Raw genomic sequence first — 23519 nt, forward strand, 5'->3', positions numbered from 1 at the left:
TCAAGCGACGGCTACGACGTCGAGAATCCGTTGCACCACCCGATCCTGGTCGATGCCAGCGGCTTCGGCCTCGAACGACAGAATAATGCGGTGACGCAACACGTCGAACAGCACAGCCTGGATGTCTTCCGGGCTGACGAAGTCGCGACCGGCCAGCCAGGCGTGGGCGCGGGCGCAGCGGTCGAGGGCGATCGAGCCGCGCGGGCTGGCGCCGTAGGCGATCCACTCGGCCATTTCCGGGTCGAACTTGGCCGGGTTGCGCGTGGCCATGACCAGTTGCACGAGGTATTCCTCCACGGCGTCCGCCATATACAGACCGAGGATTTCCTTGCGCGCGGCGAAGATCGCCTGCTGGCTGACCCGGCGTTCGGGCTTGGTTTCGCCGTTCAGGGCTTCGCCACGGGCTTGTTGCAGGATCCGGCGTTCGACGGCGGCGTCCGGGAAACCGATTTTCACGTGCATCAGGAACCGGTCGAGCTGGGCTTCGGGCAGCGGATAGGTGCCTTCCTGCTCGATCGGGTTCTGCGTGGCCATCACCAGAAACAGCGGCGACAGCTCGTAAGTACTGCGCCCGACACTGACCTGACGTTCGGCCATCGCTTCGAGCAATGCCGACTGGACCTTGGCCGGGGCACGGTTGATTTCGTCCGCCAGCACCAGGTTGTGGAAGATCGGGCCTTGCTGGAACACGAAGCTGCCGGTTTCCGGGCGATAGATCTCGGTGCCGGTGATGTCGGCCGGCAGCAGGTCCGGGGTGAACTGGATGCGATGGAACTGGGCTTCGATGCCCTCGGCGAGCTCTTTGATCGCTTTGGTCTTGGCCAGACCCGGAGCGCCCTCGACCAGCATGTGGCCGTCGGCGAGCAGGGCGATGAGCAAGCGCTCGATAAGTTTTTCCTGGCCGAGAATCTGCGTTGAAAGAAAGGTTCGCAGCGCCAGCAGCGCTTCACGATGTTCCATCGATGACTGTTCCTGGAAAGGGTGGCCACAGGCGTTCGGATAACGCCGGGGCTGGGGGCGTTACTTTAATCCATCGCAGGGGGTGGCGACTAACGGCATTTTGCGCAAAGTGCGGGAAATGACCGGGGCAATTGTTGGAATTTTGTAGGGCGGGGGATGTGCGGTGTTCTTTCGGGCCCTATCGCGAGCAAGCTCGCTCCCACAATGAACCATGTTCTCCTGACAGAACGCGGTCACTGTGGGAGCGAGCTTGCTCGCGAAGGCGCCAGTTCAGACACCCTCAAATCTGGCTGATGTAAGTGCCAGTACCATCAAGAATGTTCTTCAGGGTTTCCTCAACCTCGGCCAGATCCACCATGTCCGGATTGAAGGTGATTTCCAGCACATCATCCCCGTTCAACGCATCGGCATCGGCGGCCGCGATTTCGATCTTCAGCAGAGTCTTGGTCAAGGTGACCTTGACGCCATCAAGGGTCGACGGCTCGCCATCCAGGGTGATCTCCAGCTCGTCCTCGTCCGGGTAGCGGCTCATCAGGAACATGTCGCCCTTGTCGCTGTGGCAGCAGAGCATGGCCATGTTGTCTTCTTCGTCGTCGCACGGGTTGACGATCAAAAGGGCGGTGGTCATTTGCATGGGGAATTCCTGCCTCGGCGGGCTTGTTGGTCGCAATTGGGCGCGATTCTGCCAGCCCCCGGGAATTTCTGCATGTGAGAGTGTCAGAGGATGTGTCGTGAACGCGACACAGGTCAATGGTCATTCCTGGCACGCCTGTACCGTAAAAACGGGCATTCAGACCGGCGTTCCGCCCTATGAATGCTAGTGTTTACCGATGCGCAGGCCTTGGTTTACGTGCCAATGACCGAATATGTCGCAGCACCGCAAGCAGACACATTGTCGCACCCATTAAGCTGCGCAACGGATGAGCACCCGTAAAGGCATTGCCAGGGCCCCGCGAGCGGCGCCGGGCAGTCGTTTTTGCAGATGCCCATTCATGGAAGGTGAATGTGACCTGAGTGTCTCGTCCAGCTTCACCCACCTGTCACCCTGTTTCCTCTGCCCGAGAATCAGGAACAGGGCGACGGAACGCCCCGAAAGGGGTTTTGTACGCGACGCTTTCCATCAATAACAAGCCCAAGCGGAGTACCACAGATGGCGTTCTTCACCGCAGCCAGCAAAGCCGACTTCCAGCACCAACTGCAAGCGGCACTGGCGCAGCACATCAGTGAACAGGCACTGCCACAAGTGGCGCTGTTCGCTGAACAATTCTTCGGCATCATTTCCCTGGACGAGCTGACCCAACGTCGCCTCTCCGACCTCGCTGGCTGTACTCTTTCTGCGTGGCGCCTGCTTGAGCGCTTCGATCACGCGCAACCACAAGTGCGCGTCTACAACCCCGATTACGAACGTCACGGCTGGCAGTCGACCCACACCGCGGTCGAAGTGCTGCACCATGACTTGCCGTTCCTGGTGGACTCGGTGCGTACCGAGCTGAACCGTCGCGGCTACAGCATCCACACCCTGCAGACCACCGTGCTCAGCGTGCGTCGTGGCAGCAAGGGCGAGTTGCTGGAAATCCTGCCAAAAGGTTCGACCGGCGAAGGCGTGCTGCACGAGTCGCTGATGTACCTGGAAATCGACCGCTGCGCCAACGCGGCCGAACTGAATGTGCTGACCAAGGAACTGGAACAGGTCCTGGGTGAAGTCCGCGTCGCGGTCGCCGATTTCGAGCCGATGAAGGCCAAGGTGCAGGAAATCCTCACCAAGCTCGATAACAGCGCATTCGCCGTCGATGCCGACGAAAAGAACGAAATCAAGAGCTTCCTGGAATGGCTGGTGGGCAACCACTTCACCTTCCTCGGCTACGAAGAATTCACCGTGACCGATGAGCCGGATGGCGGCCACATCAAGTACGACCAGGATTCCTTCCTTGGCCTGACCAAACTGCTGCGCACCGGCATGACCTATGACGAGCTGCGCATCGAAGACTACGCCGTCAATTACCTGCGCGAACCGACCCTGCTGTCGTTCGCTAAAGCCGCGCACCCGAGCCGCGTACACCGTCCGGCCTACCCGGATTACGTGTCGATCCGTGAACTCGACGCCGACGGCAAAGTGATCAAGGAACACCGCTTCATGGGCCTGTACACCTCGTCGGTGTATGGCGAAAGCGTGCGTGTCATCCCGTTCATCCGCCGCAAGGTCGAGGAAATCGAGCGCCGCTCGGGCTTCCAGGCCAAGGCTCACCTGGGCAAGGAACTGGCTCAGGTTCTGGAAGTGCTGCCGCGTGACGACCTGTTCCAGACCCCGGTCGACGAACTGTTCAGCACCGTGATGTCGATCGTGCAGATCCAGGAACGCAACAAGATCCGCGTGTTCCTGCGCAAAGACCCGTACGGTCGTTTCTGCTACTGCCTGGCCTACGTGCCGCGCGACATCTACTCCACCGAAGTTCGCCAGAAGATCCAGCAAGTATTGATGGAGCGCCTGAAAGCCTCCGACTGCGAATTCTGGACCTTCTTCTCCGAGTCCGTGCTGGCCCGCGTGCAACTGATCCTGCGCGTCGACCCGAAAAACCGCATCGACATCGACCCGCTGCAACTGGAAAACGAAGTGATCCAGGCCTGCCGCAGCTGGCAGGACGACTACGCCGCCCTGACCGTCGAAACCTTCGGCGAAGCCAACGGCACCAACGTGCTGGCCGACTTCCCGAAAGGCTTCCCGGCCGGCTACCGCGAGCGTTTTGCAGCGCATTCGGCCGTGGTCGACATGCAGCACCTGCTCAACCTGAGCGAGAAGAAGCCGCTGGCCATGAGCTTCTACCAGCCGTTGGCCTCCGGCCCGCGCGAGCTGCACTGCAAGCTGTATCACGCCGATACCCCGCTGGCCCTGTCCGACGTACTGCCGATCCTGGAAAACCTCGGTCTGCGCGTGCTGGGTGAATTCCCGTACCGTCTGCGTCACACCAACGGTCGCGAGTTCTGGATCCACGACTTCGCGTTCACCGCAGCCGAAGGTCTGGACCTGGACATCCAGCAACTCAACGACACCCTGCAGGACGCGTTCGTCCACATCGTCCGTGGCGATGCCGAGAACGATGCGTTCAACCGTCTGGTGCTGACCGCCGGCCTGCCATGGCGCGACGTTGCGCTGCTGCGTGCCTACGCCCGCTACCTGAAGCAGATCCGCCTGGGCTTCGACCTCGGCTACATCGCCAGCACCCTGAACAACCACACCGACATCGCTCGCGAACTGACCCGGTTGTTCAAAACCCGCTTCTATCTGGCCCGCAAGCTCGGCAGCGATGATCTGGACGACAAGCAACAGCGTCTGGAGCAGGCCATCCTGACCGCGCTGGACGACGTTCAAGTCCTCAACGAAGACCGCATCCTGCGTCGTTATCTGGACCTGATCAAAGCGACCCTGCGTACCAACTTCTACCAGACCGACGCCAACGGCCAGAACAAGTCGTACTTCAGCTTCAAGTTCAACCCGCACTTGATCCCTGAGCTGCCGAAACCGGTTCCGAAGTTCGAAATTTTCGTTTACTCGCCACGCGTCGAAGGCGTGCACCTGCGCTTCGGCAACGTTGCTCGCGGTGGTCTGCGCTGGTCCGACCGTGAAGAAGACTTCCGTACTGAAGTCCTCGGCCTGGTGAAAGCCCAGCAAGTGAAAAACTCGGTCATCGTGCCGGTGGGTGCGAAGGGCGGCTTCCTGCCGCGTCGCCTGCCACTGGGCGGCAGCCGTGACGAGATCGCGGCCGAGGGCATCGCCTGCTACCGCATCTTCATCTCGGGCCTGTTGGACATCACCGACAACCTGAAGGACGGCAAACTGGTACCGCCGGCCAACGTCGTGCGTCATGACGACGATGACCCGTACCTGGTGGTCGCGGCGGACAAGGGCACTGCAACCTTCTCCGACATCGCCAACGGCATCGCCATCGACTATGGCTTCTGGCTGGGTGACGCGTTCGCGTCCGGTGGTTCGGCCGGTTACGACCACAAGAAAATGGGCATCACCGCCAAGGGCGCGTGGGTTGGCGTACAGCGCCACTTCCGCGAGCGCGGCATCAATGTCCAGGAAGACAGCATCACGGTGGTCGGCGTGGGCGACATGGCCGGTGACGTGTTCGGTAACGGCCTGTTGATGTCCGACAAGCTGCAACTGGTTGCCGCGTTCAACCACATGCACATCTTCATCGACCCGAACCCGAACCCGGCCACCAGCTTCGTCGAGCGTCAGCGCATGTTCGACCTGCCGCGTTCGGCCTGGTCCGACTACGACACCAGCATCATGTCCGAAGGCGGCGGCATCTTCTCGCGCAGCGCGAAGAGCATCGCCATCTCGCCACAGATGAAAGAGCGCTTCGACATCCAGGCCGACAAGTTGACCCCGACCGAACTGCTGAACGCTTTGCTCAAGGCGCCGGTGGATCTGCTGTGGAACGGCGGTATCGGTACTTACGTCAAAGCCAGCACCGAAAGCCACGCCGATGTCGGCGACAAGGCCAACGATGCCCTGCGCGTGAACGGCAACGAACTGCGCTGCAAAGTGGTGGGCGAGGGCGGTAACCTCGGCATGACCCAACTGGGTCGTGTGGAATTCGGTCTCAATGGCGGCGGTTCCAACACCGACTTCATCGACAACGCCGGTGGCGTGGACTGCTCCGACCACGAAGTGAACATCAAGATCCTGCTGAACGAAGTGGTTCAGGCCGGCGACATGACCGACAAGCAACGCAACCAGTTGCTGGCGAGCATGACCGACGAAGTCGGTGGTCTGGTGCTGGGCAACAACTACAAGCAGACTCAGGCCCTGTCCCTGGCGGCCCGCCGCGCTTATGCGCGCATCGCTGAGTACAAGCGTCTGATGGGCGACCTGGAAGGCCGTGGCAAGCTGGATCGCGCCATCGAGTTCCTGCCGACCGAAGAGCAACTGGCCGAACGCGTTGCCGAAGGCCATGGCCTGACCCGTCCAGAGCTGTCGGTGCTGATCTCGTACAGCAAGATCGACCTCAAGGAGCAGCTGCTGGGCTCCCTGGTGCCGGACGACGACTACCTGACCCGCGACATGGAAACGGCGTTCCCGCCGACTCTGGTCAGCAAGTTCTCCGAAGCCATGCGTCGTCACCGCCTGAAGCGCGAGATCGTCAGCACCCAGATCGCCAACGATCTGGTCAACCACATGGGCATCACCTTCGTTCAAAGGCTCAAAGAGTCCACCGGCATGACCCCGGCGAACGTGGCGGGCGCTTATGTGATCGTGCGCGACATCTTCCACCTCCCGCACTGGTTCCGTCAGATCGAAGCGCTGGACTATCAGGTTTCCGCTGACGTGCAACTGGAGCTGATGGACGAGCTGATGCGTCTGGGCCGTCGCGCTACGCGCTGGTTCCTGCGTGCCCGCCGCAACGAGCAGAACGCTGCCCGTGACGTCGCGCATTTCGGTCCGCACCTGAAAGAGCTGGGTCTGAAGCTGGACGAGCTGCTGAGCGGCGAAATCCGCGAAAACTGGCAGGCGCGCTATCAGGCGTACGTCGCCGCCGGTGTTCCGGAACTGCTGGCGCGTATGGTGGCGGGGACTACCCACCTCTACACGCTGCTGCCGATCATCGAAGCGGCCGACGTGACCGGTCAGGACCCAGCCGAAGTGGCCAAGGCGTACTTCGCCGTGGGCAGCGCGCTGGACATCACCTGGTACATTTCGCAGATCAGCGCCTTGCCGGTTGAAAACAACTGGCAAGCCCTGGCCCGCGAAGCGTTCCGCGACGACGTCGACTGGCAGCAACGCGCGATCACCATCGCTGTTCTGCAAGCGGGCGGCGGTGATTCGGACGTGGAAACCCGTCTGGCACTGTGGATGAAGCAGAACGACGCCATGATCGAACGCTGGCGCGCCATGCTGGTGGAAATCCGTGCCGCCAGCGGCACCGACTACGCCATGTACGCGGTGGCCAACCGCGAGCTGAACGACGTGGCGCTGAGCGGTCAGGCAGTTGTGCCTGCTGCGGCGACTGCGGAGCTTGAGCTTGCTTGAGTAGCCGTTGAATGAAAAAGCCCCGCTCTCGAAAGAGGCGGGGCTTTTTATTTATGGCGGGTTTAAGCGCGGGTCTGCGAGATATCAATCCTCGTCAATCAAATCCTCGTACGTGTCAGGCGTAGCGCCGGGGTAATCAACATTCCTTTGCAGGATTTCGAGGTTGAACTTCAGGGTTGTACCTGCGCGCTCACTGAAATATTGAGCGTTGCTATTGGACTGGATGATTCCGGCATTTCGGGCTTTCAGGTAAATATTTGCGTTGTTTGTGCCCAGGTCATCAAGTGTGATGATTCTTTTGTTGTCATCCAGCAAGTTGAAGGAGGTTGTTTTTCCGCCAGCACCCGGCATGGCGCTGAGCTTCCCGGTAGCGCCTTTGCTGATGTAGTGAGCAAAGTAACCATGACCGCGAATCTCGATGTTGTAGTAATCCTCGTAACATGCGAAGTAGGCAATGAATTTGGGGTAGGTTCGGGTCGGTCCAACCGGGTGGCGCGGTTGGGACGGCAGCGTGGTGAGGACATTGGCTTCGCTGGCAGGGTAACTTTCATTCAGCAGATTCCGGAAAGTCAAACGGCTGCCGTTATATTCCAGGTGTGCGTAAAACGATCTTTTTTGATTCAGGCTCATAATGATCTTCCATGATGTCGAGTGGGTCTTGCGTGGTGTGGCGACTAATCTAATTGAGGTTTTTTCAGATGGAAGTCTGCAAGCGTTGCGAGGTATTGCTGTGTGAGGGACATGACGGCTGAGGGCAGTTTTAAAGCGGGTTTGAATGTTGTTTTATACTTCTATTTTAATATGTGTATTTCGAACCAATACCTCTCCCTGGCGATCTCCTTTCCGGGAGATGCCAGGGGGCAAAGGGGGGCTGTCAGTGCAGGTTTTGCCCCTGCTCGTGATCAAGCATCGACACGTTACCTGCCGACCTGGTCAATAAATTACTGAGCGACTGGTCAAATTTCTGCAGCGCCCGAACTTGTACGTTCTGCTGTTCATTGATATCCGCCACGATATCTTCCGAACGTTTGTAATCCGCCCACAACGGACTCAGCGCTCTGGCGTCCGTCCCTTGGGCCGTGCCGATATAGTTGAACTTCCCGTCATAAAAGTCCGCACTCACATCCGCCTTGACGTCCGAACTGCGCGACGTAATCAACTGGCTGTGAGTGTCGACGATCGCCACCACATCCGGGTTGGCCGCCCGCAGGCTCTGCATGTCCGGGTACACCGTCACCGAGCCGAACTGACGTTGCAGCGAAGCTTTCACCCAATCCACCGCCATGTCCGGTTTCGAGGTGGCGACGTAGGCATCGTGGATCGGCTGCACCAGCAGGCTCTGGCCGAAACCGGTGCCGGCGTTGGCCTGGTAGTTGCGCAGGTAGTCGCGGTTGGTCTGGGTGCTCGGGCTGTAAATCACGCCCAGCGACACGCCAGGGCCAGCCTTGACGGTGGTCATATGGCTGCGGCCAACCGGGTGGGGCAGCAAGGTGTCGAGCGACGATACCGCTTTGGGCGCGGTGGGGACCGAGCAGGCCGTCAGTGTCAGCAGTGAAAGGAACAGAGTGCTGGCGAACGCAGGTTTCATGGTGTTTCTCCCGTGAAACAACTTCAGTCGGAAAGTTTAAGTTGCCACTCTTCGCGGCAGTTGAATCAGACTAAACCTGTGGCGGTTTTATGAAACGACCAATCAGTGAAGTTATCAGGAGACCAATAGTTTGATTTGCTGTAAGCCGCGCAGGTTAATTGCGACCAGTATTAAAAACGCCCAAATCGACGATTTGAGCGTTTTTATTTATGGCTGACGTAACAGCAATCAGTTTTCCAGAGGGATCAACACTTTCTCATCGGGCGACAGCACCATGAATACCAGTAACTTGGCCGGTTTGCTCTTGCTGGCGTTTTTCGAGACCAAATGCTCGGAACCGGCCGGCTCGTACCAGTACTGACCCTTCTTGTAGGTGATCGGTTGTTCACCTTTGACCTGGGAAACGATCTCGCCTTCAAGCACGTAGGCCATGGCGGTGCCGTCGTGTTTGTGGGCGATCGAGGACTGGCCGGGTTTGTAATCGACTTCGATCATCATGGCTTTTTTGCCGGGGACGTTTTTCAGCATCTGATCCTGCAGCACCGAGATTTTCTCGGATGGGGAATCGGTGCCGTGGGCCAGTGCCGAAGCGCTGATGGTGAGGGCCAGAACGGCGAGCGGGGCGGCAAGCAAGTGCAGGACTTTCATGGTGATCACCTGATAAGTGGGGGAGTCGGTAATCACAGTAGTCTGCGGGCCGGGGTATTCAAACGGCCAATATTCGGGAAGTTCGGGTGACCAATCTGGGGGATTTCAGCGCATTCAAATACGCCATCGCGAGCAGGCTCGCTCCCACATTCAACCGTATTCAAATGTGGGAGCGAGCCTGCTCGCGATGGGGGTCTTTAAGGTCAAACGATCGGAAAGGAGTTGAAATCCACGCTATTGGCCAGACGACTGTCGATCAGGTCGATGAAGCCCTGGGCTTCCGGGCGATTGAAATGCGCCTGCATCGCCGCTTCCGACTGCCAGCGGGCGCTGACCGTCCAGCGGTGGCTGTCCTCGGGGCAGCGGTCGACCATGTAGGAATCGCAGCCCGGCGTTTCGCGCAGGGTTTCGACGATCTTCTGCAACTGCTTGCCCAGCTCCTCCGATCGGCCGGCTGCAGCCTGCACCTGTACGGTGTTGATCACTTCGTTGGACATTGCTCACACTCCTGAATCAGGCCGGACGAATCCTGCTCATTGAGGGATAACGCTTGTGCAGGATAGGCCTGCCCCCCCGGATCACCAATAACCAATCGGCGGTTAATCGTTTAGTCCAATCTACCCAACGACCTGTTGCAGAATGTCGCGCAGGCGGTCGAGCGCGATATCGATGTCCAGGGTTTCGATGGCGCCGAAACCGAAGTACATCCCGCTTTTGGCCGGCTGCTGATAATAGAAGCCGTCGATGGCGTACAGCCCGACTTCGACCTTTTTCGCCAGTTCGATCACCAGCGGCAAGTCGATCGGCACCTTGCAGAACACCGCCATGTGAAAACCCGCGCTGGGCGGCACGGCCTCCAGCCAGGGCGAAAGGTCGGCGGCCATGCGCGCCAGAATCCGTTCGCGGCGCTGGGCATAAATGGTGTGGCAGCGGCGGATGTGCTTGAGCAGACACCCTTCGGCGATGAACTTGGCCAGCGCCCATTGCGGCAGGGTGGAAGCGTGCAGATCGGTGAGCTGCTTGGCGCGAATCACCGCCTCGAGAATCGCCGGCGGCAGGATCGCGTAGCCCAGTCGCAGCTCCGGCAGCAGGGTTTTCGAGAAGGTGCCGACGTAGGCGACGATGCCGCGCTGATCGAGCTTGTGCAGCGAATCCGTCGGTCGGCCCTCGTAGCGGAACTCGCTGTCATAGTCGTCCTCGATGATGATCGCGCCCAGCTCATGAGCCCGTTCGAGCAGGGCCTCGCGCCGCGCCTGACTCATCGGCATGCCCAGCGGGAACTGGTGCGATGGCGTCACGTAAATCAGCCGCGTGCCCTCGGGAATTCGCTCGACCTGAATGCCCTCGGCATCCACCGGCACGCCGACCACCGTCGCCCCGTGAGTGCCGAACAGCAGCCGCGCGGGCGGGTAACCGGGATCTTCCATTGCCACCAGACTGCCGGGACGGATCAACACCCGGGTGATCAGATCCAGCGCCTGTTGCGCGCCGTTGCAGACCACGATGTCCTCGTCCTGACAGTTCACGCCACGGGAAAACGCGATGTGCCGGGCAATCGCGTTGCGCAGCGCCGGCAGGCCTTCCGGCACGCTGTAGAAACCTTTGGAATTGGCCATCTGCCGCAGCGCGTGAGAGACGCATCGGCGCCAGTCATCCTGGGGAAACTGGCCCTTGCTGGTGGCGCCGCCGATGAAGTCATAGCGCAGCGAACCCTCAAGCGTCGGATGGCGCAGGAACACCGGCAGATTGCGCCAGCTCTCGATTACTTCGGAGCTGGCCAGCTCGGAATGGCTTTGCTTGCGCTGGACCGGCGTCGAGCGGGCGTTGACGTAAGTGCCTTTGCCGATCACGCCGGTGAGGAAATTCTCGTAGGTGAGCTGCGCGTAAGTGTCGGAAATGGTCTTGCGCGAGATCCCCAGTTGCTCGGCGAGCAAACGGCTGGGCGGCAACTGCGTGCCGGCGGCCAGAAGCCCGGATTCAATGGCGCCGCGCAGTTGCTGGTACAACTGACCGGCCAGGTCCTTGCGGCCGTTGATCACGACATGAAGTTCCATACCGAGGGGGCTCTCCGGGCGATTGAGTGTGCCGGCCAGATTACTCCCGAATGCGGGCGGGGCAGAAGTTGCGTGGTCGAAAAACCGTGAATTGGCCTCCGGTTCAGTGGTCTGCCGTTTTTTCGTGGAATTGGGGCTGTAACGTTGCCGAATCAGCGCTTACCGTGAAATCACTCTTCTGCTGCCCGAGGCCCGCCCATGTCCCCGCGTCTGGATTACTACAGCGCTTCACCCAAAGCCATGAAAGCGATGATTGCCCTGGAAGCGCTGACCAGCAGCCTGAGCATCGAACCGCCGCTGCTGCACCTGATCAAGATCCGCGCCTCGCAACTCAATGGCTGCGCGTTCTGCACCGACATGCATTCGGTGGAAGCGCGGCGGGCAGGGGAGACGGATCGACGGCTGTACGCCATCGCCGTCTGGCGCGACAGCGGCTTCTTCAACCTGCGCGAACGGGCGGCGCTGGCCTGGACCGAGGCCGTGACGCTGCTGGCGGATAGCCGGGTGCCTGACGATGTTTACCAGCAGGCGCGGGAACAGTTCAACGAGACGGAACTGGTAGACCTGACCATGGCCGTCAGCACCATCAACAGCTGGAATCGCCTGGCGGTGAGCTTCCGCCAGATTCCCAGTGACTGACCACTTGCCATCAATCGCTCCGCCTCCTACACAGTGATCGTTCCCACGCTCCGCGTGGGAATGCCTCTGGGGACGCTCCGCGTCCAGTGACGCAGAGCGTCACGGGCTGCATTCCCACGCGGAGCGTGGGAACGATCTACGAAACTAGTTCGGTGGCCGCTGCGGTTTCACCGACGTGCCAAACGTGTTGCCCATCCGCGTACTCGTGGCCGCCGGCGTCGCCAGCCCCACCTGATTCGGCGGCCGCTTGTTCACCGGCACATTCATCGCTTCCTGATTCTTCTGCGCAGCCGCCGCGCCATCGGGGTTGTTGCCCATCTGCTGGCTCAGGCAATCGTAATTCGGCGCCTTGTAACCACCCACCGTCACCTCGACGCAGCCCAGCGGCTGCTCCGCGTGCGCACCGCCCAACACTGTCAGCAACAACCCGCCGAAGACGACTTTCCAGACTGATTTCATGCCTGCCTCCTGGCCGGCCCGAAGGGGCCGCTCTAGCTCAAGAGTCTAGTGCAACGGCGGCGCCGATCCCGTGATGGTTTTTTTGCAGTGGCCGTCACACCAGATTCATAAACAGCCCTCAGGATGACGGTTTTCAGGGATACATCAGCCGTGCAGCGAGGCCGTGCCAGGGACGAATTTGCGCGCTCAGCGCTCGTGCGCCAGCTCTGTCTGGGGCTGCTGCTTGGCTTGTTTCTGAGCCGCGCCGGCGCCGACCCGATGCCAGCGACGATGCGCATGACGCTGCACATCCCTGCCCAGGAACTGGCCCGTGCCCTCGATCAGTTCAGCCGCGCCACCGGCATGGCGGTGTTGGTCGACAGCCAGTTGAGTCGCGGTCGACGTTCGTTGGCGGTGGATGGCGAATTCACCGCCGCCGAAGCGTTGCGCCGGATGCTCGGCGGCAGCGGATTGATGGCCAAGTACAGCCGCGACGACGCGTTCACCTTGCAGGTTGCGCAAGTCGAGGAAGTGCCAATGCCGGCGGAGAAACCGACCCCCGCCAGCGCAGCGGTCAACCGCAGTTACGCCACAGCGGTGCAGGCCGCGATTGAACGCAACTTGTGCCGCTCGCCGCTGACCCGGCCCGGCAGTTTTCGCGCGGTGTTACAGCTGTGGATCGGCCGCGACGGCGTGGTGCAGCACAACCGGTTGGTCACCTCGACCGGCGATGTACGGCGCGATGCAGCGCTGGTAGACAGTTTTCACACGCTCAAAATCGACCGGCCGACACCCGGCGCATTGCGCCAGCCAGTCACGTTGCTGTTGTTACCCGAATCGTCAGGAAAGCGCATGGAATGCACACAATGGGAAGGAGTTTCCGGGGGATGAAAGACGCCGGACAAAGTTCGATGGTCCAGCTGTTCCTGACGTCCTACGAGGACTTTCGGGTGCGCCTGCGACGCCGTCTCGGCTCGGAGGACCTGGCCAACGACGTGCTGCACGAAACCTACCTGCGGGTCGACCGCATGGAAGCGCCGCCGAACCTGCTGCGGCCCAACGCCTACCTCTATCGCATGGCCCTGAACATCGCCGCCGACCGCCGCCAGGCCGATGCGCGGCTGCTCACCGGCAGCGAAGTCGAAGAGCTGCTGCAAGTCAGCGACGAAGCGCTGGACCCAATGCGTGTAGTCGGCGGCCAGAAGGAAATCCAGTCCCTGCTCAGCGCCCTCTACGAACTGCCGGCCCGGCGCCGCCGGATCTTCATCGCCGCACGCCTGGAAGAAGCGCCACACCTGGAAATCTCCCAGCGTTTCGGCATCTCCACGCGCATGGTCGAGAAGGAAATCAAGGCCGCCCTCGGACACTGCGCGGCCAAACTGGAAAGAAAAGTGTTTCAGCGGTTCGGTCGCGGGGCCGGAAAACCGTCTAGTGAATGAAGCTCCGATTGAGTGTCCCGATCAACCCGTCGAGTACCTGTGCGTTTGAACATCTTCCGTCTGACACCTGCCGAGCCCACGCCTGCCGAGCGTCTGCAAAGCGAAGCCCGCGACTGGCTGATCCTGCTGACCTCCGGCCGCGCCACGGTCGCTGACGCCCGAGCGCTGCGCCAGTGGTGCGCCCAAAGCCCCGAACACGCCCGCGCCTTCGAAGAGTGCAAGGCTTTGTGGCACCTGCTGCAACCGGCGGTCGAAGCGACGCAAGCGCCACGACGGTTTGGACGCCGGGCGTTTCTCGGCGGCGCGATTGCCGCGTCGGCGGCGTTCCTGCTGGTGCGCGGCACGATTCCGGGCGGGTTCTCCGGGCTCGGCGCGGATTACATCACCGAGGTCGGCCAGCAACGCCGCGTCGAACCGGCCGATGGCTTGAGCCTGGAACTGAACACCCAGACCCGCATCAACCAACGCTCGGTGGATGAGGGCGTGCAAGGTTTTGAACTGGTCAGCGGCGAAGTCGAAGTGCAGACCGCACGGCTGCCGATGGCGATGCAGGCCGGTGGCGGTTGGTTGCGGGCGAGCAGGGCGCGGTTCAACCTGCGCAATCTCGATCAACAGGTGTGCGTGACGTGTCTTGATGGAGCGGTAGAAGTGGAAGTTGAAGGTCGTAGCCTGCACCTGGAACCGGGCCAGCAATTGACCTATGACGCGCAACAGGTTGGCACCGTGCAAAGCGTCGACACGGCGGCAGTAACCAACTGGCGCCAACAGGTCCTTGTGTTCAACGGGGCTACCCTCAGCCAGATGATCGACGAGATCAACCGCTACCGCCCAGGCATGTTGCTGCTGCTCAACCGCGAGCTCGGCCAACGCCGCGTACAAGCACGTTTCTCCCTCGACCAACTGGCCGGCGTAGGCGCATTGATCCGCGATGCCTACGGCGTCAAATGCACCGAGTTGCCGGGCGGCGTAGTCGTCCTCAGCTAACTAAAAACAGTACTCACAAACACCCTATATCCCTGTGGGAGCCAGCCTGCTGGCGATGAGGGCAGCACATCCGACATCTCATTGCCTGACCCACCGCATCGCCAGCAGGCTGGCTCCCACAAAGTTCAACGGTGACCGCCGCTACTGCAACGGCCCCATCACCTGCCGATACTTCTCCACCCCCTGCGCCGTCTCCCGAGTCAACCGCACCTCCAGCCCCAACGGATCCTCCCGCCGATTCCCACTCAACTGCCGCCACCCCTTATCCATCTCCCAAACCCGCACCTGCAAATCACTCACCTCACCCAAAACCGCCACCCCAGCCGTAGGCGCCGGCAACGGATAGCGACTGCGCGCCGGCGCGACCGCGCGATACAACGTGTCCCCCTTGAGCCACCAGCGCACCCGCTGCAACGCCCCCGGCTGATCCGCCGCGCTACGAATAATGTCCAGCCGAAACCCCTTGCTGTCACTGCTGCGCACCGTAAGGGCAGGCGGGGCCGTCGCCGGTTCATCCTCGGTGCCGACCTTCTTCGGTTCCGTCAGCTCGATCCCGGCGCGCATCTCCACATCCCGCTGCATCTGATTCAACGCCCGCAACAGGCTGTCGCTCTGCTCACCACTGGCCTGCAAATGGCTGTCGGCGCGGGTGACACTGTCCAGCCCCTTCCAGGCAATCAGACTGACCACCGCCATCAACAGAATCGCGACCATCACCTCGATCAGCGTAAAACCTTGTTGTCTGTTCATTGCACGCTAATCCGGCCCGAAGCATCGCGCAGCACACTCAACCGATTGAGCCCGTCAGACAGCGTCAACTGCAGCGGCGGATTGATCCACTCCGCGTTCAGCACCACCTTCTGCTTCGGCTCCACCCGCACCTCCAGCTTCGGACTCTGCCAGGGACGCGGCCGCAACTGCGGGTCCCGATCGAAATGATCAAAACCCTTGCCACTGTCACTGCGCCGACTGAACCGAAACCCCTTGCCATCGCTCAACCACGCAATCGGCCGGCCATCCGCACGGGCTTCGGCCTGGGCAATCTGCAGCAACTGCGCCACGCGCTCGGCGTCCTTGCGCAGCAACTGCAACGGATCGGGCTTGATACTCAGACTGATCGCCGCACTGGCGATACCGATGATCACCAGCACCACCATCAACTCGATCAGCGTAAAACCCTGCTGCCTGCACCGGTTCATCGAATGCGCACTCCCTTGCGTCCAGCCCGTCCCAAAAAAACCATCCTGCACGGCCAACATGTAAGGCGTGTGAAATAAAACCGTGAGAATTGCCGCGTAGTCTGGTCACCGGGACTAAAAGGAGATTCAGCCCATGAGATTCACCGCACGCTTTTCACCCCCCCAACTCATCCAGGCCGCCGCACTGCTGGCCGCCCTGGTCGGCATCGCCACCTGGTCATCCCTGCTCCTGACCACCGCCGAATCTCACACCCCGGCGGCCACGCCGCAACTGCTCGCCGCGCGTAGCGATAATCCGGCGTTGCAGTGGTTTTCCAACCGCACGGCGCCGGTGGAGATGCCTAGGTTGGTGAGGCCGTGATCTCTTTTGGTGTGATTTTGGCGTTTTAGTCGGGTGGCGGGTACTGGATCGCCGAGGACGTGCTTGATTGCTTTTGACCAACCGGAGGAAGCTTGGCGCAAATGTCCCATTTCGGCCAAAAGCTGCCACTGAATAATTTCGGCGATTCAATCATGGTACCCCTTTGAGCAGGCCAGCTTCTTTGCAGGTAAATCGCTACTAACGACGCAGAGCCCAACAAGGTTGGACAGATGTATGAGGCAGATTGATATCAACACGTGGGAGAGCATAATGGGTCTTTGAGATCTATCAGTCGTGTGCGGCACTCCGATGGAGGACGCAGCGAAAGTCAAGGATGCAAGGATGATGGGATTTAACAAGTTACTAGCAAAGCTGCAAAATACCTCGACCTACAAACGTATCGCTCGGCGATTTCATGCGAAAAGCCCTTTGCGCAACAGTTTTGTTGATTTGGCACCTATCGACTTTGCCGACCAAGATGGCCTTTACCAAGAAGCGCTACGCTTTGCGATGTGCAATGCATCAATACGTAATGTGGCCATTACCGGCCCGTATGGGTCAGGCAAGACCAGCGTTATCAAAACATTCGAGAAAAACAGCCCTTACCGCTCTTTGAACGTTTCCTTAGCGACGTTCAGTGACCCAAACTCTTTGACTCCGCCTCTCCAAGATTCGCAGCAGGTCGATGTCACCGTTAAAGTTGAAAGAAGTATCCTTCAGCAAATGCTTTATGGGGCGGGCTCTGGCACATTGCCCTATTCACGGTTCAAGAGAATTTCCAAGCCACGATGGGTCGATCTCAATGCGATCTTGTTCGTAGGGTGGATAGCCTCCGTCGGTATGTTGTATCAGAATCATGACGAACTTCTGAAGGCACTCAGCAACCAAACATTGGAATGGGTCTGGATATTCACTGCGGCGTATGTGCTCCTTTATCTGGCTCGGACTGTGTCAAAGGCAATTCAAGCCTCACATTCGCTGTCAGTCAAAAAGCTATCTCTTCAAAGCGGTGAGGTTGAACTGGACGGAATACCCGAAAGTTCCATACTCAACAAGCACCTAGATGAGATTATCTACTTTTTTGAAGAAAATGATTATGATCTGGTCGTTTTTGAGGATTTGGATCGATTCGGCAATCCTGAGATATTTATTAAGCTTCGTGAAATAAACAAGATTATAAATGATCGCCCCAAGCGTAAAGGGACACTTCCATTCCTAAACAGAACACAACCGCTAAAATTTGTTTACGCCATTAAAGATGACATATTTCTAAACAAGGATCGGGCAAAATTCTTCGACTTTATTCTCCCCATAATTCCAATAATAAACAACTCTAACTCACGGGAGGTTTTAAAAAGGAGCATTGAGTCGGCAGGTTATGGTATAGGGGTCCAGGATAGGTTTATCGGAGAAGTCTCGCTATATCTTGATGATATGAGATTAATAAAAAATATAAGCAATGAATTTTTGATATATGAAAAGAAAGTCGGATCCAGCAATCTCAACGTCAATAGGCTACTCGCAGCTATAATCTATAAAAATGCATACCCTAAAGACTTTGAAAATTTGCATCATGGAAGTGGCGCATTACACGAAATAGTTCAGAGGCGTACCAGTATTTTGATACAGTCCGCCAGCAACATAGATTTCCAGATAGAGGAGCTCAGAATACTGATTCAAGAATCAGATCACGAAACCAGTACCGCCATTGTTGAACTTGTGAAATTGTTTTGGGGGCATTTATGCTCAACATATAATGAGTATGATGTTGTAAGCGTATACTCAGGCGAAACGCCTATTAATATATCTCAACTTTTGGAATGGAATAATTTTGAGAAAATTTTTCAGGAGAAAAATCTAAACTTGCAGGTTCGCCAACGCAACCAATACAATAATTACGAACACAGGCTCCCTCTATCTTTGTCTTTTAAAAATCTAGAGGAGGCGATAGTCCCCGGCACAACATTTACTCAGCGCCACAGGAGTATAACTAATAAAAAAGCTAAAAATAGAACAGAGCTCAATGCGCAAATCGAAAAGCTAAAGTCCGAAAAATCTTCTCTAGCTAGGCAGCCGCTGTGCCAGCTTTTAATACTCTCTGGCTTTGAGATCTCAGATATAGCAAAGCAGCACAATATAGATGACCCTCGCCTGCTAAATTATTTTATTAGAAATGGACACATTGACGAAACATATCATCTTTACATTTCTACCTTTCACGAAGGTAGAATGTCTCGAAACGACTGGGATTTCATACTTTCAATTCGAGACTTTAGAACGCCTGACCCAGCATCGCAGGTTGATAACCCAGCGGAAGTCTTGGAGGAACTTAGGGAAGAGGATTTTGGCTCGAGTCACTCCCTCAATGTTCATCTGATTGATGAGCTTATCCAAAATGGATCGACCAATACTAAAAGAATACAACTGGTCGTTGATTGCTTTTCCAACAGCCTTCCAGAGTCACAAAAATTCTTTGACGCTTACTGGCTAATTGGAAAAAATACCGCAGCTTTAACTCGGATCATTGCTCAATATTGGCCGGGATACGGTATGGCCGCTATCGATGCCTCTTCGGCGACACAACACGTCGCACGCATTATCGCCTACGTCGAGCCGGATTTTGTTGCAGAGCAAATGAATATTGGCAGATCGTTAAGCGACTACATTTCAAAATATGCGGCAGTTATATTTTCTGAGAATATCGTATTTGAAAAAGGCTTTCAGGCCCTTGAACTTTTAAAAATCAAAATCGAACAGATCTCTGATGCCACCCAAAATATCGCGCTAGTTAACTACATACACCAACAAGACCTGTATCGAATTACGGCTGATAACATTAAGTTTTTAGTTGAGCAGTTCAGCGCGCCTATCCAGCAACAAGGACACTACACTAATCACCTTTTTGACCTAGAGAGAGCGAACTATACCGCGATACTCGAATCCGGAAGCGACTCATTAAAGTCGTACGTTGATCGAAATATTAATACTTATGTACGCGATGTTGCCTGTGCGATAGTTAGCAATAATTCAGAATCCCCGGACGCCATTATCCGATTGTTGAATCACTCCGAAATTGATCAGGACATGGCTATTCAATTTGCCCTTCAGCAAGATCACGTTTTTGCGAACTTCGATGATTTACCTGCCTATCAATGGGACGAACTGCTATATAACGAGAAGGTAAATGTAACATGGCCTAATATTCTCAGTTTTTACGGCCTTGATGATAGCGATAAGGATCGCTTAAATGAGATTCTTGATCGCAATACGGTCTACCAAGCGCTTTCTGAGCAAAAAATTCCCATCACCAAGAATGAAGAAGAACTAGTCAAGAGCCTGTGCCGTTTCTTGATCTCCAACCATGCGTTAAGTGAAGTAGGTTTTAGGGCTTTGTGCAAAAGCGTTCCATATCATTATCAGTCGTTTCCCGAGGGCTTATCAGAAGAGTTCTTAATAATTCTCATCGATCTGGGGATTGTAAGACTCAACGACATATCATTCAGCGAAACGAAAAATTCAGTTTTGCTCAGAGCAAAGCTTATAGAGAAAAGCTTCTTGGTTTATACAACTGCGATGGATAAATACCCTCTAAGCCAGGAAGTAATAACCCTGCTCTTGACTTCAACCCTTTCGGTGCAACAGAAATGTTTCATCGTGGGGCACATCACCGTAAATGACCTCAGTTCGAATGCAGAACTGGCGAAGCACGCGAGTCAATTACTCGGGCGTGAAGATCTCACCGATAAAGATTTTGATCTCGGTATGGTCTCTTATTGTCTCGCTAACGCCCCAAAAACACTGGAGCGAAAAGACATCTTATACAATTTCGTAGATATACTTTCCGAGGCCGAAATCATTAGCGCGATGTTAACTTTGGAGTCGCCATTTGCTGATTTAGCAAAACGTGGCATGCGGCCGAAGCTCGAAAATACTGAAAGGAATAGGCGCTTTGCAAAGTCACTAGTGGACAGAAAGATAATTTCATCCCAAAAGCCGAACGGCAATCATATTAGATTAAACACATTTAAATAAAATGACTTGGAATTCGGAAAGTCAAGAGTTTGGATGCCCTAACCCTTTGGTTGCGTGAAAGAGGCCGAACTGAATCCCTAATAAATACCCTCTACAATCAATATTACCCGATATCTGTTGTATTTTCAGGCTGCAATCTCCCCTAAGCATTCTCGTGGTGGGCATCTGATTTTGGCTGGTTCCCAAAAGCGGACTGATTTATTTTCAAAATAGATCAGTCCCATTTTTTCAATAGTTACACCTGGGAAATTTCCGTGGCCCTAGGTGGCTGTTTTCGGACAATTACGTTGTCGAGTTTTTCAGAAGGCTCCTGTACAACGTTATTTTTGCTTGAGGCTGAAAAATCATGGCAAGCGGTGACGGATTCGCAGCGTTGAAGGCATTGTCCCGGAGGGTAAAAAATCAGCGTAGTATGCTGCTCCACAGGCTGAAGGCCTTCGAGAATAAGCTGTTGGAATCGTCGGAGGGAGTAGGCTGCTTTGGTTCCAGTACATACGAAACACTGAGCACTTGGGACCACGAAGAAAGCGGCATCAGCGGCGGCGTAGTAGGCTGGCTGTTTTTTGATGGGGGAAAGCTTTGGGTCCGAACAGAAGCATACTCGGATAGCGGCCATGAGTCCGAATGTAAAGACCACGAATTGGATGACGTCGAACCACGTTGGTTGGTGCTGCTCAGCACCTCCAAAATCCTTAATTCACTGATAGAAAATATTTCTAGAATTCTGGAAGACGAACACATTCTCACTGCTTCTGCAAACGAGTGGCTTACCGAATTCGTCGCAGTGGAAAAGGCTTTGATTGATAAAGATCTTGAAGAGCAATTCGAGACCCATCCAACCATGCTTGAATCGTGGCAGAAAGCTCAGCAGTCTGTTGAGATCGATCCAGAAGATTCCATTGCTCGCAGCAGTTCTCATGTGGAAACAGTGCTGAAAGCGTGTCTCAAACAGCTTGGGGATACCGGGCATGAAGCCATGACAGTGCAAGCTCTCACTGCTCGCACTGTGAAGAAGCTTAATAAGATGGGCATGCTTGACGAAGGCGCTAAGCAAGCTCTGATAGGGATCGCAACGATCTTCCACGGAGTTGGAACACTTAGGAATTCTAGCAGTACTGCCCATGGTAAAAACGATGGGTACACACCACCTGGCCTAGATTTGGCACAGCTGATTAATCACCTCGCCGGGGCTTGTTCGGTATTCGTCCTCAAGCAAACGGAAAAGGTTGTAAAGGGCGGGCACAAGTCGGAATAAAAGTAAAAAAAGGGGACTGTCCCATTTGTGACTGCCCCCTTTGTGACTTATAAATTCAACCGAGCATACTAGGCTTCCCCCTTAGTGACCTCCCCCCAATATTTAGCATCGTAAAGGTTCTTCATGTGATGCGTTTCAACGTGTCTTTGATAAATGGTATGACCAGGAAGGTCGAAAACTTTTTTTTCCTCTGTGATCTCAATTTCAGATTTTATCCTATAAATAAATTCTTCAATTTTTTCTGGTAGCTCAGTTAAAGTATCGCAGCAGGGCAGCACGTTTTTAAGGAGATTACAGTTTATTGGAGCTATATTTTTGTTTTCTAGTAGTTGCCAGCTAAAGGTGCTTCCGAAACTGGAATTTGTTAAAACTGCGCGAATGTGATTGATTTGCGCCGATTCATCCATGCCGGGAAAAGATTTTTTGAATAATTTATTTTTTTCTTCAAGTTCGAGCAAGTCAAATCGGTTGGTCTGATCAACTGCTTCCCGAATTCTATCGTCCAAGCGTCTTACCATGCGAGCTGATTCAGGGTATAAAGTGGCTTTTGCCTGGACGGTCATCACGGTATTGGATTTTTTGCAAAAAACTAATAAATCAATCTCGCCCCCAGTGTAATCAGATTCTATGTCAGTACAGAATCCATTGCTTTCGAAATGTCTTTGAGCTCTTTTCAAAAGTTCAGGTTCGAAAAGATGAGATATCAAGCTGTCATAGCTGTATTTGGTGTTTTTATCATCATCTATTAGTATGGAGATCAAGAGATTCCTAGTACCCAGCAGAGCTGGAACTAAGGCAGGGCAGAAGTATATGTCATCCGAAACAATCCAGAATGGTGGCATGAATTTTAAGCTTAGGTTGCTATTTTTTTCCTCGCCGCAGAAGAAGAATTCAGAAAATTTATCGTAGTCTGACTCAGATACCCCAGTGAGCGCTTGTACTAGACGTTTCAACTCAGCGGCACCCAATTTGGCCATGCCCAAGCCTTGCAAATGATGATCCCCATCCCCTGAGTCTTGAAGCTTATTGACTTCCAGATATTTGTAAACTACGAACGTAATATCATTATAAATTTGCCCTATACAAATAAAAGCATTCCTAATTTTTTTAAAGGCATCAGTAGAAGAGAACCCAATCTGCGTATAGAAATCAGGTGGAATGATATCTGCTTCAATGAATGCATTTTCAGATGCTTCGTACTGTTCGGAAATATGATCAAAATAGAATGTGGGGTTTACTGGCTTGTTTGTTTTGAGTCGATTAATAACGCTCGCGAGCCAAGGTCTAGTATCGTGAGTTTGATTTGAAATAACTGGAAGAGACAAATGCGTTAAAATTATGTCATTAATTTCATGCTTGAGTGTGGTTTCATCGGCATAGTCGATAATTGATTTCTCGCTGCTTTCGCGAGTAAAGCTATATATTTTGCTACGAATAAACGGGATGACTATATTGAGGTTTGCACAAGCGAATAAATTTTTAAAGTCATTAGAGTTTAGTTTGCGCAAAAAATTATCACATGATTCAGGCGTTTGAGGGCTAAAGTCGTTCATGCGCTCAAATACAAATGTATATGGAGTTGCGAAGCTGTGAGGTACTTGCTTTTCCTGAATGAATTTGAAGGTGGCAATTTGGCAAAAATGATTATAAACATGGAGGAAAGGCTGGCGAAGAATTGGGTTTTCATCAAACAGTTTGTCGATCTGTGGCTCGAGAGTTTTCATTGATAAGCCTAGCTGCAATAATTGGAAAGTAGAATGGAAATGCCCCGTCACGTCAGACTGTATTGTCGATTTAATGGGGTGGGAGAATGTTATTATCTCACGCATTTCCAAAGTAGGTAGAATACGATAAATAGAAAAAGCTTGGATCTTAAGTGCGCATT

At 55.3% G+C, this 23519-nt stretch carries 18 protein-coding genes and 1 pseudogene; 8 read left to right on the plus strand and 11 right to left on the minus strand.

Translation table 11 applies throughout. From position 1 onward, the window contains the following. Together CAF90_RS01905 and CAF90_RS01910 are read right to left on the minus strand one after the other, a co-directional pair. Positions 1 to 960, minus strand: a complete 960-nt coding sequence (locus CAF90_RS01905) for a MoxR family ATPase (RefSeq protein ID WP_007913915.1) — start codon at positions 958 to 960, stop codon at positions 1 to 3. Between the two features lie 280 nt (positions 961 to 1240). Continuing rightward, complete coding sequence (locus CAF90_RS01910) at positions 1241 to 1594, minus strand: hypothetical protein (RefSeq protein ID WP_003225678.1); 354 nt, start codon at positions 1592 to 1594, stop codon at positions 1241 to 1243. 516 nt (positions 1595 to 2110) lie between these two features. Between CAF90_RS01910 and CAF90_RS01915 the strand changes: the two genes are divergently transcribed. Continuing rightward, positions 2111 to 6997: an NAD-glutamate dehydrogenase gene (locus CAF90_RS01915; protein WP_085603100.1), complete on the plus strand. Its 4887-nt coding sequence runs from the start codon at positions 2111 to 2113 to the stop codon at positions 6995 to 6997. A gap of 84 nt (positions 6998 to 7081) precedes the next feature. On the opposite strand, the gene CAF90_RS01920 is transcribed toward CAF90_RS01915, so the two are convergent. The 5 genes from CAF90_RS01920 to CAF90_RS01940 form a co-directional block, all read right to left on the minus strand. Continuing rightward, positions 7082 to 7627 (minus strand): hypothetical protein, encoded by a 546-nt coding sequence (locus tag CAF90_RS01920; RefSeq protein WP_085603102.1) that lies wholly within the window; start codon positions 7625 to 7627, stop codon positions 7082 to 7084. A gap of 244 nt (positions 7628 to 7871) precedes the next feature. Beyond that, positions 7872 to 8585 (minus strand): ATPase, encoded by a 714-nt coding sequence (locus CAF90_RS01925; RefSeq protein WP_085603104.1) that lies wholly within the window; start codon positions 8583 to 8585, stop codon positions 7872 to 7874. A gap of 228 nt (positions 8586 to 8813) precedes the next feature. Further along, on the minus strand, positions 8814 to 9233 hold the full coding sequence (locus tag CAF90_RS01930) for a cupin domain-containing protein (protein ID WP_085603106.1): 420 nt from the start codon (positions 9231 to 9233) through the stop codon (positions 8814 to 8816). Between the two features lie 203 nt (positions 9234 to 9436). After that, a complete protein-coding gene (locus CAF90_RS01935) occupies positions 9437 to 9730 on the minus strand; it encodes a putative quinol monooxygenase (RefSeq protein WP_007959339.1) in 294 nt (97 codons plus the stop codon). 120 nt (positions 9731 to 9850) lie between these two features. After that, a complete protein-coding gene (locus tag CAF90_RS01940) occupies positions 9851 to 11287 on the minus strand; it encodes a PLP-dependent aminotransferase family protein (RefSeq protein WP_085603108.1) in 1437 nt (478 codons plus the stop codon). A 198-nt stretch (positions 11288 to 11485) separates the two neighbouring features. On the opposite strand from CAF90_RS01940, the gene CAF90_RS01945 reads away from it, so the two are divergent. Further along, positions 11486 to 11926: a carboxymuconolactone decarboxylase family protein gene (locus tag CAF90_RS01945; protein WP_007959341.1), complete on the plus strand. Its 441-nt coding sequence runs from the start codon at positions 11486 to 11488 to the stop codon at positions 11924 to 11926. 144 nt (positions 11927 to 12070) lie between these two features. Here CAF90_RS01945 and CAF90_RS01950 read toward each other — a convergent pair whose 3' ends face one another. Further along, positions 12071 to 12385: a hypothetical protein gene (locus CAF90_RS01950; RefSeq protein ID WP_085603110.1), complete on the minus strand. Its 315-nt coding sequence runs from the start codon at positions 12383 to 12385 to the stop codon at positions 12071 to 12073. Positions 12386 to 12535: 150 nt separating this feature from the next. Here CAF90_RS01950 and CAF90_RS01955 point away from each other — a divergent pair, with 150 nt between their 5' ends. Genes CAF90_RS01955 through CAF90_RS01965 form a run of 3 tightly spaced genes read left to right on the plus strand, consistent with a single transcriptional unit; the run spans position 12536 to position 14787 of the window. Next, positions 12536 to 13255, plus strand: a complete 720-nt coding sequence (locus CAF90_RS01955; RefSeq protein WP_085603113.1) for an STN domain-containing protein — start codon at positions 12536 to 12538, stop codon at positions 13253 to 13255. Further along, positions 13252 to 13803, plus strand: coding sequence for an RNA polymerase sigma factor (locus tag CAF90_RS01960; RefSeq protein WP_011334580.1), 552 nt, complete (start codon positions 13252 to 13254; stop codon positions 13801 to 13803). Before CAF90_RS01955 ends, CAF90_RS01960 begins: the two co-directional genes overlap by 4 nt. Positions 13804 to 13848: 45 nt before the next feature. Beyond that, positions 13849 to 14787: a FecR family protein gene (locus tag CAF90_RS01965; RefSeq protein ID WP_085605119.1), complete on the plus strand. Its 939-nt coding sequence runs from the start codon at positions 13849 to 13851 to the stop codon at positions 14785 to 14787. A gap of 141 nt (positions 14788 to 14928) precedes the next feature. On the opposite strand, the gene CAF90_RS01970 is transcribed toward CAF90_RS01965, so the two are convergent. Then, the gene (locus CAF90_RS01970; RefSeq protein WP_085603115.1) at positions 14929 to 15537 is read right to left on the minus strand and encodes a prepilin-type N-terminal cleavage/methylation domain-containing protein; all 609 of its coding nucleotides are present in this window, start codon (positions 15535 to 15537) and stop codon (positions 14929 to 14931) included. Continuing rightward, entirely contained in the window at positions 15534 to 15986 is a 453-nt protein-coding gene (gene gspH / locus CAF90_RS01975; RefSeq protein ID WP_011334577.1) for a type II secretion system minor pseudopilin GspH, read from the minus strand. Before gspH ends, CAF90_RS01970 begins: the two co-directional genes overlap by 4 nt. A 133-nt stretch (positions 15987 to 16119) precedes the next feature. Between gspH and CAF90_RS01980 the strand changes: the two are divergent. From CAF90_RS01980 to CAF90_RS01990, 3 genes and pseudogenes are all read left to right on the plus strand, one after another. Further along, positions 16120 to 16326, plus strand: a pseudogene (locus CAF90_RS01980) (type II secretion system protein N); the annotation flags it as partial. A gap of 363 nt (positions 16327 to 16689) precedes the next feature. Next, positions 16690 to 20379, plus strand: a complete 3690-nt coding sequence (locus tag CAF90_RS01985; RefSeq protein WP_074690235.1) for a hypothetical protein — start codon at positions 16690 to 16692, stop codon at positions 20377 to 20379. Between the two features lie 346 nt (positions 20380 to 20725). Beyond that, the gene (locus tag CAF90_RS01990; RefSeq protein ID WP_074690237.1) at positions 20726 to 21634 is read left to right on the plus strand and encodes an abortive infection family protein; all 909 of its coding nucleotides are present in this window, start codon (positions 20726 to 20728) and stop codon (positions 21632 to 21634) included. Positions 21635 to 21702: 68 nt separating this feature from the next. Here the strand turns inward: CAF90_RS01990 and CAF90_RS29075 are convergent, their stop codons facing one another. Next, the gene (locus tag CAF90_RS29075) at positions 21703 to 23358 is read right to left on the minus strand and encodes a hypothetical protein (protein ID WP_134333647.1); all 1656 of its coding nucleotides are present in this window, start codon (positions 23356 to 23358) and stop codon (positions 21703 to 21705) included. Positions 23359 to 23519: the final 161 nt, after the last annotated feature.

Source organism: Pseudomonas sp. B37(2017), from assembly GCF_002112885.1.
Taxonomy (GTDB): Bacteria; Pseudomonadota; Gammaproteobacteria; order Pseudomonadales; family Pseudomonadaceae; genus Aquipseudomonas; species Aquipseudomonas paraglycinae.